This is a genomic window from Streptococcus infantis (assembly GCF_047465525.1).
Classification (GTDB): domain Bacteria; phylum Bacillota; class Bacilli; order Lactobacillales; family Streptococcaceae; genus Streptococcus; species Streptococcus infantis_R.
The window spans coordinates 1-13,949 of the sequence record NZ_JASGZS010000016.1 but is presented as its reverse complement, the minus strand read 5'-3'; the positions used below and the strand labels follow the sequence as shown (position 1 = coordinate 13,949).

Below are 13,949 nucleotides of genomic sequence, written 5' to 3'. Positions count from 1 at the left end.
TCACGGCTCTCCTCCCTGATATACTTCCCCTGAGATACTAGTCTTGCAGATTCCTATTTAATTATTATTCATTTTATCAAAATTTAAGTAATCTTGCAAGATGTTTTGCGACTAATCAACATAGTCTCCACCTTCAAAGCCATAGTACTCTTCTAAACTGAGACCACTAGCTGCGATTTCTTTGGCTTCTTTGCCAACATAGCGAAGGTGCCATTCCTCAGCCATATAACCCGTTTCCTTTTCCTTACCTTTTAGATAACGAACGACAAAACCATAGTCAGCTGCATGGTCCAAAAGCCATTGGGCTGCCTTTTCTTCAGTGACTAGGTCTCCATTTGTTTCAATCAGGTCAAAAGCCAGACCAGTTTGGTGTTCACTATAACCAGGTCTTGCCGAATAGCGGTCAGCTTCAGCCTTGCCATCTTTATTTACATAGTTTTGGTAAAGCTGAGTTTGAGTTTCATAACTTCTAAAGCCACTATAGTGATCACTAATTGGGAAACCTGCTTGTTGCATAGCTGCAATGAGTTTTAACAGTTCTGCCTTTGCAGTAGGATTTTCTCCTGGATTGTAATCTTTTGACATAGGATAATGCTTATTAGCGACAACAATCTCATCGTACTTTCCTTGAATGCTGTAGTGATCTCCTTTGTTGACCACTTCTGCTTTCTTTTGACTAGCTTCTTGAGACTTACTTCCCGCGGTTCCTTCTTGTACAGTCTTTTGTTCTGTAGAAGACTTGGCCTCTGTAGTTGCTGTTTTTTCTTGTGAACAAGCTGCCAATGTCAAGGCTAATAATCCTGATAAGATAAGGTATCTTTTTTTCATCTGTTATCCTTTCATTTAATCATCTGGTTTAAAGTCTCAGATAATCTTGCAATCAAGTCTTCTAATTTAATTCCCTTAACTTGATATTCTTCAGCAATCATTTCTTCCCAAGGAACCCACCAGACTGGACCACGACCATTAAGACCGTGCCCCTTCATATCACCCTCACGTCTCGGAAAAATATGCCAGTGGGCATGGACATCCCCATTTCCTAACAACTCTACATTCATCTTTTGAGCAGAGAAGGCTTTAGAGACAGCTTCCTGAACCATACTCATTTCCTCTAAAAAACGAAGTTTGACACTTGGATCTAGATGATGTAGTTCTGTGACATGTTCCTTGGCTAGAAAGAGCGTGTAGCCTTCAAAGTACTGGTGGTCACCAATGACAACATAGCCTGTTTCTAATTCCTTGACAAAGTAGGGATTATCACCAGACTTGATGAGTTCAATTCGTTGACAGATGAGGCACATAAGTTTCTCCTTTCAACTCTAAAAGGGTGTGATTAAGGTCAAAGAGTCGGTGTTTATAGGTCATCATTCCCCTCCCTCTTATCTTTATGAAATAAAATCTTAATCTTATTTAAAAATGGAATAACTTTAAAATAATTTCTTAAGCGTCTCTCACTTAACTTAGGTCCCTGTAGTTTTCTATATTCTTCGATATAAATTGTAGATACTTTACCAATTTCACTTTCCCCGAAAATAATAGCTTTTAAAATTACTTCACCAAGACTTAGACAAAATGAAACCATTCCAACAAGCAGAGCAATAGAAGAATTATTATACAAATAATACGCTATTCCAGCATCAACTGCGGCAATATAGAAAAGATACACTGTAATAAATATTCCAGATTTTCCATCATCACTTTCATCAACACTAAATTCTGGGAGTAAAAAAATTAAAATCATTACAACAAGTAAGCAAAAAGCCAAATACGAAGAGGTTACAGTCGGTTGTTTAATAAAACAATTATACCCAGAGTAAATGAAAAATAGCTGAAGTAATAACATCGCATACTGAAATAAATTAAACCATATTTTAGCTGAATTTATGAGCGGAATATTATTTTCTACTTTAATATCTAGTAATCGTTTAGAAATTTGTATCCGATGAGCTAGTTCTTTTAAATCTTCTATTTGAAGTATTTGAGAAGCAAGTTTTTTCTCTATAATTTCTATTTGATACCACACATATCCATCATCTTCTATCCACTGATATTTTCCAAAAGTTTTTATTTTTCGTCCATACGGATTAATTTTTTGAGAAATTTTAAAAAGTAGTTTTTCTAAATCTGGATTAGTAATTCCTTTATCGACCAGTTCATCAGCATAAACAACTAGTTCTTTAAAGTTTTCTTGTTTATTTTCATACACATACTTACGATAGTCCTCTTTTTTCTTTTGAAAATAAGCATACAAACTCGAAATCAATCCTGTTATTATAGCAGGCGTTGCTATTTGTTTCAGTATTTCATACATAGTACTTTATCGACTCTTCAGTCTACCAACCCACTCTTGAGATAAGCATCCACCATACGCTCAGTAGCCACTACAGAATCAATATGAGTACGCTCATAAGAATGGCTTGATTCAATACCTGCTCCTAGAAGAGCGTGCTTAACCTCTGCTCCAGCTGACATCGCTGCAGAAGCATCAGAACCGTAAAATGGATAGATATCTAGCTTAAATGGAATGTCTTGCTCTTTTGCGAGAGCTACCAAGTGTTGACGGAATTCATAGTGGTAAGGACCAGAAGCATCTTTAACACAGATAGACACTGTGTACTCGTCTGTCTGCTGATCATCTCCCATTGCTCCCATATCTACTGCCAGATATTCGACAACTTGACTAGGGATACTTGAGTTAGCACCATGCCCAACTTCTTCAAAGACTGAAAAGGCAAAATGCGTAGTGACAGGAAGCTCGATCCCTTCTTCTTTATAAACTTTAAGGAGATTAAGGAGAATAGCTGCGCTGACCTTGTCATCCAAATGACGAGACTTGATAAAGCCTGTCTCAGTCACGACAGTTCGTGGGTCAAAGCTGATAAAGTCACCAACCTCAATACCGAGTGCGCGTGTTTCTTTTTCATTGGTCACTTTTTCATCCAAACGAACTTCCATATTGTCCTGTGTACGTTCCGCAGTTCCAGCATCTTTGTAAACGTGACAAGAAGTTTGGTGGATCAAAATCGTACCTGAAACAGTTTTCCCTGTACTAGCTACATGGACCGTACAGTTTTCGCCTTCAATCATGTTCCAAGGATAACCACCGATACGGTCCATCTTGAGACGACCATCTGGTTTAACAGCGCGAACGATAGCTCCCAAGGTATCCACATGAGCAGTCACATAGCGTTGTTGCTCGTCATTTTTACCTTTGACAGTAACGTTGACACCACCTTTGGCAGTACGGATTGGTTGATAGCCTAGTTTTTCAAGAATCTCAACTAAATAATTCGTAATTTCACGCGTAAAACCTGTTGGTGACGCAATAGCAGTTAGTTCTTTGATATATTCTACAGTTTGATTCATTTCTTCACCTCTTTTGCTACCTATTATAACACATTTATCATCGGATAAAAAAAGAAAATCACTCCTGTCGACTTAGCTACAAAAGTGATTTTAGTGATTATTCCATTTCAAAAGCTTCACTTTCTTGTTTATTTGGAAGAACAAGAGAAAGTAGAATACCGATAATAGCTGGTACTAACCATGGCAGAGAAGCCGCCGCAAATGGTAGAGCGTTCACGATATTTGCAAGGACCTCAACTTTAAAAGTAGATCCTAAAACACTTGCAATAGCAATGGCTGTGACAATACCAACCGTTAATTGCATTCCTGGTTTTGAAAGAGCAACAAACTTGTTCACAATCACAATCATGACAATGGCAATCGTAATTGGGTACAAAATAACGAGAACTGGTACAGAGTACTTAATAATAGCACTCAAACCAAGATTTGCAATAGCAAAACCAATCAAGGTAAAGACTGTCGCATAAACCTTGTAGCTGACTTGTGGGAAACGTCCGTTAAAGAACTCGGCAGTTGATACAATCAAACCTACAGTCGTTGTAAAGCAAGTAACGGTTACCATAGCCGCGAGGAAAAGCTGAGCAGTAGAACCAAAGATTTCTTGAGTCGCTTGAGACAAGATATAAACTCCCGGAGTTCCACTCTTCATTGCTTCTTCTGTCACTGGGAAATGATTGCCCAAGAAACCTAGACCGATGTAAAGAGCACTAAATCCGAGTGCTACAACGATTCCAACCACCCAAATGGTTGAAATATACTCTTTCTTACTTGAAAAACCAAGTTGTTTCAAGGTTTGTACTGCAATAACACTGAAGGCAACCGATGCAAGCGCATCAAGTGTATTGTATCCTTCAAGGAAACCTGCACCAAAGGCGGAAGCTTGATAAGCTCCTGAAGCTGCTTGTGGTGCATTCCCACCATACTTGAAAGCTCCAAGGATAACCAGAATAACAATTAAGATGGCAAAAACTGGAGTCAAGATTCGACCGATACGATCCAAGATTTTTGAAGGATTCAACGAGATTAGGTAGGCAGCTACAAAGTAAAGAATGGTGAAGACAATCAAACCTAAACCTTTATTTGCTTGATCCAAGAGTGGACTAATACCAACTTCAAACGATGTCGTTGCTGTACGAGGGATGGCAAAGAATGGGCCAATCGACAAGTACAAAACTGCAAGATAAATCGTCGCAAACCATGGAGAAATTTTCTTAGAAATTTCATAGATATAACCCTTCGGATTAAGGGTACCAATGATCAAGGTTAGGACGGCAATCCCAACACCCGAAAATACAAATCCTGCAATGGCAGGAAGGAAGTTTTCTCCAGACTGTGCGCCCAGAGTTGGAGGGAAAATCAAGTTACCTGCTCCAAAAAATATTCCAAACAGGAGTAATCCTGTTAAAGCACCTTTTTTAGCCATAAACTCTCCTTATTAAAAATAAAATACTTTCTTAGTATAACATGATTAAAGGCTAGAAAAGGCTGTCACGAAATAATTCTAAAATGTTTTCAATTTTCCGAATTTTAATGCAAAAAAATCCTTCGAGTCCTTTCTCATTTTTAAAAGGTTTCGAAGGAAATTTTTCTTATTCTAAGGCATCCATGCCACCTTTGACATTGACAACCTCATAGCCTTGTTCTGCTAAAAATTGGCAGGCGCGTGCTGAACGCATTCCAGATTTACAAATCACGTAGTAAAGATTATCTTTATCTAGTTTTTCAAAAGTGTCAGTCAGTTTACTGAGAGGGAAATTACGAGCATCTTCTAAATGAAGAGCCTCAAATTCCTCTACTTCTCTCACATCCAGCACAGAAAGTGACTCTTTCTGATAAAGCTGGTAAAAATCGTTAAATTTAATTTCGTTCATCATTTCTCCTTTATAATGGCATTAAGGTAAGATTACTATCTCATAGGTAAATCCAATCGACTCTAAAAATCGAAATAAGTCTTGGGTTTTAATAAAAATCGTTTTTTCATTTGTATTAGGGTGGAAGGTCATGACATCCTCTGATACAATATCCTTATCAAAATAAACATGAATGTCTTTTTCTTCATTATTTAACAAACCAAAAGGTGATACTGTTCCTGCTGGTAGGTTCATTTTCTCAGCCAAGGAATCCAATGAGGCCATGCGGATCCGATTAGCTCCCACTTGAACTTTAAAGTCATCCATATCCAATGGTTTCTTGTCATCCATGATGAGCAAATAGTACTGGGTTTTCTTTTTGTTGGTCAAAAACATAGACTTGGTCCGAACCCCTTCCAGGCCTTCAATATAGCTATCTGCCTGCTCTGTCGAGAATGCAGGTGGATGATCCACCACATCATAGGTAATCCCCAACTCTTGTAACTTATTAGCTACTTGTTGATAGGCATCCATCCTTTTTCTCCTTTATTGATGAATAATCTTTTGTACCAATGCTTGTAATTCTGGCACCACTTCTGCCTCAAACCAAGGATTTTTTTTCATCCAAATTTGGTTGCGTGGTGAAGGATGCACCAGAGGGAAATAATCAGGCAAATAATCCTTGAACCGATGCACACGGTCTGTCACCTTGCCACTAACTTTCTCATGTAGATAGTAGGCTTGAGCATACTGACCAATCAAGAGTGTTAATTGAATATCTGGCAATTCCTTCAAGAGTTTTGGATGCCATTTTTCTGCAAAACCTGGACGAGGTGGCAGGTCACCCGATTTCCCATGACCTGGAAAGTAGAAATCCATGGGCATGACTGCAAAGTAACCTGAGTTGTAAAAGGTGTCTTCATCCACACCCAACCATTCGCGCAAGCGGTCCCCACTTTTATCCTTCCAGTATAGCCCTGCTTCCTGGGTTTTGAGACCAGGTGCCTGACCAATGATATTGATACGAGCTGTTTTTGGTGCTGCAAAGAGTGGCTCGATGCCTTGCTCAGTATAGCTGGTATTCTGTGGATCCTCTATGATAGCTTGCTTGATTCTTTCGATTTGAGACATTTTCTCCTCCAAAAAGAAGTCTAAGCATAAAATCTCAGACTTCTATAGCATTATTTGATCAATTCGTAAATAGCTTCAGCGTAGATAGCTGCTGCGCGGAAAAGATCATCCAAGGCGATAAATTCGTTGGCTTGGTGCATAGTATCGATAGAATCTGGGAACATAGCACCGTAGGCTACACCACGCTCTAAGAGACGACCAAATGTTCCACCACCGATAACTTGTTCGTGACCTTGAAGTCCTGTTTGTTTTTCATAAACATTCAACAAGGTTTGGACAAGCGGATCTTCCATTGGCACATAGTGAGGAGTGTGACCATGTTCAGAAAGGCTAACTGAAGCAACTGGCAAGGTTTCAAGAACTGACTTGATTTGCTCTGGGCTGGTTCCTTTTGGATAACGGAAGTTAAGGGCAATAGTATTATCAGCACTTGCTTCGTCAAAGCGGAAGACACCCGCATTCATAGAAAGTGCTCCCATTTTTTCGTCCACATGAGCTACTTTCAAGTTTTTACCTTCGTGGTCATTCAAGAGAATCTTACCAGCAACATCAAGGTAGTCTTTTGCAGGTCCTTCAAAAGCAAATTGGCTGAGGAAGAGGGCAAGGTAAGTCGCACCATTGACACCTGAAGCAGGCATAGCACCATGGGCTGATTTACCAATTACAGTCACCTTGTACTGACCGTTCTCTTCTTGGATGTCTCCTCTGAGTTTGTGCTCTGCAACGAAAGCGTCTAGTTTTCCTTGCAAGTCAGCTAAGTCACCTGAAACGACTGCTGTTGCTGATTCAGGTACCATGTTTTCACGCAAACCACCTGTGAAGCTGTGAAGACGAACTGCACCAGTATTTTCACCGGTAAAGTGAAGGTATTCAGTGATATTTCCTTTTTCACCATTGATGATAGGGAATTCAGCATCTGGAGAGAAACCAAAGTCTGGTTTTGCAAGTCCTACATGCTCAAAGTAGTAATCCATATCTGCCCAACCTGATTCTTCATCAGTTCCGACGATAAAACGAACTTTTTTAGAAGTTGGAAGACCCAATTCTTTGATGATTTTCAAACCATAGTAACAAGCTGTAGTTGGTCCCTTATCATCAGAAGCACCACGCGCATAGAGACGACCATCTTTGATAGTTGGAGTGTAAGGATCAGTGTCCCAACCGCTACCAGCTGGCACTACGTCCATGTGGGCAAAGATTCCGAGAACTTCTTCTCCTTCACCAAACTCAAAATGTCCTGCATAATTGTCGACATTTTTTGTTGGGTAGCCATCACGGTCTGCGATTTCAAGGAATTTTTCCAAGGCTTTTACTGGCCCAGGTCCAAATGGATGCTCAGCATCTGCCTTGCTGTCATCACGTTCTGAGTTGATTTCCAAAAGGCTAAACAAGTCAGCCAAGAGGTCTTCTTTACGTTTTTCTACTTCTGCTGTAAAATCAATAACTGTCATTTTTTCTTCCTATCTTTTTTCGATAATTTCATCTACTGGCAAGCGATAGCTTGGTTCCAACTTCTCATCTGTGTATCCCACTGTAATCAAGAGCTCTGGACGGAAGCGTTCTTCGATTTCCAAGACTTCATTGACTTTTGATTTGTCAAAACCAAGGATAATGTTTGATCCGATTCCTTGGTCAGTCAAAGCAAGGACCAAGTTCATCGCAACCAATCCAGCATTAAGAGCCAAGTAGTCACTGACTTGTTGGTCGTTGTAACGCGCAAATTCGGCTGGAAGATTTTTCATAAAGTATTGAAGTTGTTCTTCTGAGAAATTGTTAGCACCACCAACTCGGGCAATCTTACGAGCACGTTTGGCAAGGTCTGTATCCGTAAACAGGGCAATGGTTACAGGGGCAGATGCTACTTGCTCAAAGTTTGAACCGTAAGCTAATTTTGCTAATTCAGCATTTCTCTCACGAACCACAACAAACTTCCAAGGCTGACTGTTGTGAGCACTCGGTGCCAAGGTTGCGATTTCTATAGCTGTACGAACATCCTTCGGATCAACCGGTTTATCAATAAAATGCTTAGTCGCATGACGTTTTTTATTTAACTCAAGAAATTTCATAATTGATTTCCTTTTCTAATTCTACTGCTTCCATTTTACCATATTTTGAAAGAGCTTGCAGAGATTTTTCATTAGTGAAACAAATTATCTTTTTTCAAATTCCACTTTCAGTTCTAGGCTCCATTTTAAAATTTATAATGTTTCTCTATCATCTCCATAAAAAATATATATTAGATATCTGATTGATTGTCTGGTAAACTAGATACCATTATCTTATGAAAAAATTATTCTTATTATTAGCCATCAGTCCCTTGTTAGTCGCCTGTGGACAAGCCAAACAAGATAGTACATCTACTGCCACTGCTAGTCCTAAAACCATTGTCGTAGCAACTGCTGGAGACATCCCTCCTTTTGATTTTGAAAAAGATGGTAATTTGACCGGATATGATGTTGAGGTTTTAAAAGCAGTCGATGAAAAACTGGATCAATACAAGATTGAATTTCAAAAAACAGCTTGGGAAAGTATCTTCCCTGGAGTGGATGCTGGCCGTTACCAAGCTGCTGCCAACAACTTGAGCTACACCAAAGAAAGAGCAGACAAATACCTCTACTCTCTACCTATCGCAAAAAATCCTTTGGTTCTTGTGAGCAGAAAAGACAAGGCACTTACTTCTCTTCAAGACATCGCTGGTAAAACAACCCAGGATGACACCGGAACTTCTACTGCCAAAGTCGTTACAGACTGGAATCAAAACCACTCCTACAATCCTGCCACTATCCAATACTCTGGTGAAGATGTGGCTAAGCGCCTGACCGACCTCGCTAACGGTGAATTTGATTTCCTAATCTTTGATAAAATCTCTGTTCAAAAGATTATCCAAGACCGAGGTTTAGACTTGAACGTAGTCGACTTGGAGAGCAATGATAATCCAAACAACTACATCATCTTTTCAAGTGACCAAAAAGAATTTAAAGAACAATTTGACAAGGTCCTTAAAGAATTCTACCAAGATGGAACCCTTGAAAAACTCAGCAAAACTTATCTCGGTGGTTCTTACCTAGCAGATCAATCTCAATTACAATAAGATATATTAAAAACGATTGGCTAGTCCAATCGTTTTATTTAGTATTTGTTCGTTAAAGCAACTCTTACAAAAAATCAAAATAATTTTTGACATCCTCGACATATCCATATTTTTCATTCAGTCTAGCCAGCAAGTCTCTATTATGGCCTTGATAGTTGTCCTCACGTCGCAACTCTTCATACATTTCGATAAAAGGAAGGCCTTTTTCCTTGGCTGATTCTAACTCTGCTTCATAATCATAGGCAACCTTACGAAATTGGATATTGACCAATTCACCATTTTCAACTTCGAGTAAGGCATACTGGGCTCGGTGATTTTTCAGCCCTTTCCAGTTAAAATAAGGCATACCAATCGAACCTGGATTGATGATTTGTTGACCTTGGCTACCATAACGCAAGAGCTGTTTATGAACATGTCCATAGACGGCTACATCAGTAGTTTCATCAAGTAGCTGGTCAAATTTTTCGGTATTATTTTCAACCAGCAAATCACCACCATAATTTTTCTCAGGCAAATTATGTGAAAGAGAAAAGCGCAAGCCTTCGACTTCTTTCTTGGCTATCATAGGTAGCTTTCTCAACCAATCAATATGCTCGGGTTTTATGCGCTCCATCAGATACTGAGTCATCCTGAGAAACTGAATTTCTTCGGGATCTTCTAGACCATATTGCCCATCTAAAGCCTCTAAGACACAATCATCCCAGTTTCCTCGAACCGATGTTGTAATGGGTAGGTCTTTCAAAAGAGCCACCAAGTCATTTGCTCCCGGTCCAGGAAGAAAAATATCTCCCAGAAGCCAATATTCAGTTGCTCCCAAATTTTTAGCGTCCTCAAGCACTCCAGCTAAGGCGGTCGTGTTGCCGTGAATGTCTGATAAAATTGCAATCTTATGGTTCATTTTCTGCTCTTTCTTTATTGGATAGCATTCAGGATATCCAAATCACTCTTATTTTTCTTCATTATAGCATAAAATAGCATAAAATCGCTAGAAGATTTTCACATAGAAATATTATCACCAAGATTCTTTTAAAAATATGTCAAAAATAGTTGACATTTTATTTTCAAAAGAATATACTATAGTCAAATATATACGACACAATCTAAAAAGGAGGAAGCATGAATCGTGTGAAAGAGTTCCGCAAAGAACTGGGCAAGTCCCAACTCGAACTTGCCAAGGATATCGGCGTCTCGAGGCAAACCATCAACATGATTGAGAACGACAAGTACAATCCAACTCTGGAACTCTGTCTCAATCTCGCCCGCAGCCTCCAAACTGACCTAAACAGTCTCTTTTGGGAGGACGATTTTTAAAAAAGGAGAAGAAAAATGAAAAAAGAAACCTTCACGGAAAAACTGATCAAACGCACTTACGGTATTTCTGATCCGCTTGACGAATACAAACGACGTGAGGCTGACCGCATCGGAAATAAAGTCTTTATGATTCTCTTTTATCTGATGATTTTCGGCAATGTTATTCCACTCGTTCTAGCCTATAAATATCCCCAACTAGTGGCTCTAGTCTACCCTCCTCTGATTTTAGTGATTGCCCTCATCGCTGCTGGCTATGTCACCTACCAAATGCAAAAAACAGGGATTACAACTATTGAACCAGATATGTTGAGTGAGAAAGAAAATAAGCAACTACACTACCCTGGTCTTAAAGCTGGTTTATTCTTTGGCCTATGGATGTTTTTTATAACCCCTCTTCTCCATATACTTACTGGTGAAGGTCAGGACTATTTCCGTTCTCTTCTCACTATAAGAAATGGTTTAGCAAGCATTTTCGGTGCTATCTTCTTCGGAGCGAGCATACAGTTCCTCATCTCCCGTCGTATTGCAAGAGCTAAAAAAGAGCAGGATAAGGATTAGGAGAAAGCTTATGAAAAAAGAACCCCTCTATGAAAAACTAATCAAACGTATCTATGGCGTTTCAGGGCCACTTGATGAACACAAACGACGCGAGGCTGACCGCATCGGAAATAAAGTCTTTATGGTTCTCTTTTACTTCATGACTTTAGGTAATCTCATCCCCTTTGTCCTTGCTTATAAATATCCCAAAGTAGTCGCAATCGGATATCCAATCATTATTTTTCTGGTTTCCTTGATTTGTGCTTTCTATGTCACTACTCAAACTAAAAAAACTGGTATTGCTGCTATCGATCCTGATATGTTGAGCCAGAAGGAAAAGAAACAGTTACGTAATCCTGGCCTTAAAGCTGGACTTTTCTATGGAGTCTTTATGTTATTTGTCATACCACTTCTCAATATCCTCATGGATGATAGCAAAAGCTATCTTACCGCTCTTTTGAATACAAGAAGTATCTTGTCAACCATCGTTGTAGCCTTCTTTTTCGGACTAACAGTGCATATTGTCATCACTCTTCGTATTCAAAAAGCTAGAGAAGATCAAGACGACGATTAGGAGGAAACTTATGAAATCACTACAAACTTTAATTCTCAGTCATATTTTGATCAGTATCTTTATGACAGTTTTCCTGGTTTATGGCCAAATTACGCGTCCTTTTCTGATCATCTTCCTCTTAGCCCTTCCTGTCTTGAACAAAGGACAAAGATTTCAGAAAATCACATCAAAAAAAATACGCCTCTTAAACGCATCTCTCTGCTTTATCCTCGTATCTTTCCCACAACTGTTAACGAATTCTATGGATTGGAGATATCTCTTATTTCTAACCATCTGTATCGTTTTTAGTCTAGTCTACTTCTATACTCTCTATCAACTCTTTAAAGAAGTTAATCAAAAACAATCTTATTAAGAGGTCACTACCATGAAAAAAGAAGATTTAACCACTCGCTTAGTTCGAAATTTCTTTCATATCCAAGGCCCCTTTGATGAATGCCGTCAAGAGGTCATCTACAAGGCTTGCGCCCGTTCCATGGTCCAAATCTTTTACTCTTCCTTCTTTCTCTTCCTGTTCTATCTTTTGTTTGGGCGCTTTATAGAGATAGTTCGAACGGTTATGCCCTATCTATACTTCTTGATGATTTTTGCCCTCAGTCTCAAGGCAAGATATTCTACTAGAGGGCTCCACTTAGAAGATGATGATCAATCCGAGATTCCACAAATCACTTACAGCAAGCATCAAATCAAGTTAAGAAGTTGGTTAGTTGGAATTAGCACCCCAACTCTCTACTTATTTATCCTATTTTCCAAAAAAGTAATCCTTGAAAATCACTCGATTACAGATTTCTTCTTGCAGTTTCTAGAACTCAAAACGATCGCACTTTTCCTACTACTAGGACTTGGAGTAGGATCAATCTTCGGTACTATGACTTATTATTTTTTATCCGAACATGAAGAACAGTAGGTATAAGCTGAACTAATTGATTATGTTTATTGTCGACAACAAACCCCTAACACTTCTCAGTGCTAGGGGCTTTTTTAGTTTCTTAAATACCGCATATACTCTACTAATACATAGACAAGGATTGTTAAACAAATGATCGTTTCGAGCCAAACGAGAAGGTTTAGGACTGGAAACTGCAGGATGCCTCGGGCCATTTTCAATGAAGTTGCTGTGATGATAGTTGGGAAGGTTAGGGCTGAAAAAGCTGGTTGAAATCCCTGTTTTAAAATCCTTGGTAAACGACTGAGGACAAAGAAAAAGAAAGTTTGTGAAGCAAGGATCATGACTAGCAAAATCCAGCCATGAAGACCTGAACCTCCGATCCGAACGAGTGCTGCTAACAATAGAGAAAAGGGAGCACAATAGATTCCTTCTTGCCCCAGTAAAGCCCGTGGCAATGGATTACTTTTCAAATCCTGATAAATCAGAGGATAAAGGTAAAGGGTTAAGGTAAAGCCAAAAATCCAAGCGCCATAGGCAATCTCGACTATACCCACCACTGGGTAGGTCAAGCTTGCTACTGCTATCCCTACATAGAGAACTGTCCAACTTGGCGTTGCGCTCGTTCTTGGTTTAGTCTGCACATAATTTTTAGTGAAGTAGATGATTAAACCTACATCTAGAAGAAAAGCAAACCACCAGAGAGTTTGCGCTATGATACTCATACTCGCAGGTAAGATTCGCAGTAAGTAGGTTGATAAAATCATCCCTGCCATGGGAAAGGTTGCCATTCCCGATAATAGCGGAGCTTTCTTAAGTTCTTGCTGGCTTTCTTGCCAATCACTAAGATGACTGTATAAAAAATAAAACCATAAAATCAAGCCTGACAAACTAAAGATGTGAGATAATAGTGGAAAAATATCCAGGATGAGATTGCCTGCTCCAGCCAATCCCAATAAGCACCCTGAAAAGGCCAAGGGGAGTTTTTTCATGTGAACCTCCAATAGTCATGTTATTATCAGTATAGCATAAAAGCGCTTAAATGGAGGATTAAAAAACGAAGTTTAAAATGTACTGACCCCAAAAAGTTAGACAATTAATTTAAGCAAAGGATTTAGTTCTGTATTGTACAGGACTAAGTCCTTTTAGTTTTACCTTAATTCGTTTGTTGTTGTAGTAATCAATATAGTCTACAATAGCTTGTTC

19 protein-coding genes are annotated in these 13,949 nt (G+C 39.1%); 6 read left to right on the top strand and 13 right to left on the bottom strand.

The features are described from left to right. Positions 1 to 111: 111 nt before the first annotated feature. From ldcB to QM374_RS06920, 10 genes are all read right to left on the bottom strand, one after another. On the bottom strand, positions 112 to 828 hold the full coding sequence (ldcB, locus tag QM374_RS06965; protein WP_320693166.1) for an LD-carboxypeptidase LdcB/DacB: 717 nt from the start codon (positions 826 to 828) through the stop codon (positions 112 to 114). Positions 829 to 839: 11 nt separating this feature from the next. After that, positions 840 to 1,301 (bottom strand): HIT family protein, encoded by a 462-nt coding sequence (locus QM374_RS06960; protein WP_414311282.1) that lies wholly within the window; start codon positions 1,299 to 1,301, stop codon positions 840 to 842. Positions 1,302 to 1,354: 53 nt separating this feature from the next. Next, the gene (locus tag QM374_RS06955; protein WP_414311281.1) at positions 1,355 to 2,311 is read right to left on the bottom strand and encodes a hypothetical protein; all 957 of its coding nucleotides are present in this window, start codon (positions 2,309 to 2,311) and stop codon (positions 1,355 to 1,357) included. Between the two features lie 17 nt (positions 2,312 to 2,328). Then, positions 2,329 to 3,366, bottom strand: a complete 1,038-nt coding sequence (locus tag QM374_RS06950) for a M42 family metallopeptidase (protein ID WP_414311280.1) — start codon at positions 3,364 to 3,366, stop codon at positions 2,329 to 2,331. Positions 3,367 to 3,463: 97 nt separating this feature from the next. Beyond that, positions 3,464 to 4,789 carry a branched-chain amino acid transport system II carrier protein gene (brnQ, locus tag QM374_RS06945; RefSeq protein WP_414311279.1) on the bottom strand — a complete coding sequence of 442 codons (1,326 nt, stop codon included), beginning with the start codon at positions 4,787 to 4,789 and terminating at the stop codon, positions 3,464 to 3,466. Positions 4,790 to 4,955: 166 nt separating this feature from the next. After that, positions 4,956 to 5,237 (bottom strand): rhodanese-like domain-containing protein, encoded by a 282-nt coding sequence (locus tag QM374_RS06940; RefSeq protein WP_414294306.1) that lies wholly within the window; start codon positions 5,235 to 5,237, stop codon positions 4,956 to 4,958. Between the two features lie 21 nt (positions 5,238 to 5,258). Further along, positions 5,259 to 5,750: a prolyl-tRNA synthetase associated domain-containing protein gene (locus QM374_RS06935; protein ID WP_301559046.1), complete on the bottom strand. Its 492-nt coding sequence runs from the start codon at positions 5,748 to 5,750 to the stop codon at positions 5,259 to 5,261. A gap of 12 nt (positions 5,751 to 5,762) precedes the next feature. Continuing rightward, complete coding sequence (locus QM374_RS06930) at positions 5,763 to 6,347, bottom strand: uracil-DNA glycosylase family protein (RefSeq protein WP_414311278.1); 585 nt, start codon at positions 6,345 to 6,347, stop codon at positions 5,763 to 5,765. Positions 6,348 to 6,397: 50 nt separating this feature from the next. Further along, on the bottom strand, positions 6,398 to 7,798 hold the full coding sequence (gene pepV, locus QM374_RS06925; RefSeq protein WP_414275854.1) for a dipeptidase PepV: 1,401 nt from the start codon (positions 7,796 to 7,798) through the stop codon (positions 6,398 to 6,400). 9 nt (positions 7,799 to 7,807) lie between these two features. Continuing rightward, the gene (locus tag QM374_RS06920) at positions 7,808 to 8,413 is read right to left on the bottom strand and encodes a nitroreductase family protein (RefSeq protein WP_414275853.1); all 606 of its coding nucleotides are present in this window, start codon (positions 8,411 to 8,413) and stop codon (positions 7,808 to 7,810) included. Between the two features lie 215 nt (positions 8,414 to 8,628). Here QM374_RS06920 and QM374_RS06915 point away from each other — a divergent pair, with 215 nt between their 5' ends. After that, on the top strand, positions 8,629 to 9,438 hold the full coding sequence (locus QM374_RS06915) for an amino acid ABC transporter substrate-binding protein (protein ID WP_414311277.1): 810 nt from the start codon (positions 8,629 to 8,631) through the stop codon (positions 9,436 to 9,438). Between the two features lie 64 nt (positions 9,439 to 9,502). Here QM374_RS06915 and QM374_RS06910 read toward each other — a convergent pair whose 3' ends face one another. Then, positions 9,503 to 10,336, bottom strand: coding sequence for a metallophosphoesterase family protein (locus QM374_RS06910; RefSeq protein WP_414311276.1), 834 nt, complete (start codon positions 10,334 to 10,336; stop codon positions 9,503 to 9,505). Between the two features lie 218 nt (positions 10,337 to 10,554). Here QM374_RS06910 and QM374_RS06905 point away from each other — a divergent pair, with 218 nt between their 5' ends. From QM374_RS06905 to QM374_RS06885, 5 genes are read left to right on the top strand one after another with little or no spacing between them, the layout of a single operon-like run. Further along, positions 10,555 to 10,749: a helix-turn-helix transcriptional regulator gene (locus QM374_RS06905; protein WP_006152985.1), complete on the top strand. Its 195-nt coding sequence runs from the start codon at positions 10,555 to 10,557 to the stop codon at positions 10,747 to 10,749. A gap of 15 nt (positions 10,750 to 10,764) precedes the next feature. Next, entirely contained in the window at positions 10,765 to 11,307 is a 543-nt protein-coding gene (locus QM374_RS06900) for a DUF3278 domain-containing protein (protein WP_414311275.1), read from the top strand. Positions 11,308 to 11,317: 10 nt separating this feature from the next. Beyond that, positions 11,318 to 11,860: a DUF3278 domain-containing protein gene (locus tag QM374_RS06895; RefSeq protein WP_414311274.1), complete on the top strand. Its 543-nt coding sequence runs from the start codon at positions 11,318 to 11,320 to the stop codon at positions 11,858 to 11,860. 10 nt (positions 11,861 to 11,870) lie between these two features. Continuing rightward, positions 11,871 to 12,212, top strand: coding sequence for a hypothetical protein (locus QM374_RS06890; RefSeq protein WP_414311273.1), 342 nt, complete (start codon positions 11,871 to 11,873; stop codon positions 12,210 to 12,212). Between the two features lie 12 nt (positions 12,213 to 12,224). Then, entirely contained in the window at positions 12,225 to 12,764 is a 540-nt protein-coding gene (locus tag QM374_RS06885) for a DUF3278 domain-containing protein (protein WP_414311272.1), read from the top strand. A gap of 74 nt (positions 12,765 to 12,838) precedes the next feature. On the opposite strand, the gene QM374_RS06880 is transcribed toward QM374_RS06885, so the two are convergent. Together QM374_RS06880 and QM374_RS06875 are read right to left on the bottom strand one after the other, a co-directional pair. Then, positions 12,839 to 13,735, bottom strand: coding sequence for a TDT family transporter (locus tag QM374_RS06880; RefSeq protein WP_414311271.1), 897 nt, complete (start codon positions 13,733 to 13,735; stop codon positions 12,839 to 12,841). Positions 13,736 to 13,844: 109 nt separating this feature from the next. Then, positions 13,845 to 13,949: IS3 family transposase (locus QM374_RS06875; protein WP_414311304.1), on the bottom strand; the 105-nt coding region annotated here is incomplete at its 5' end.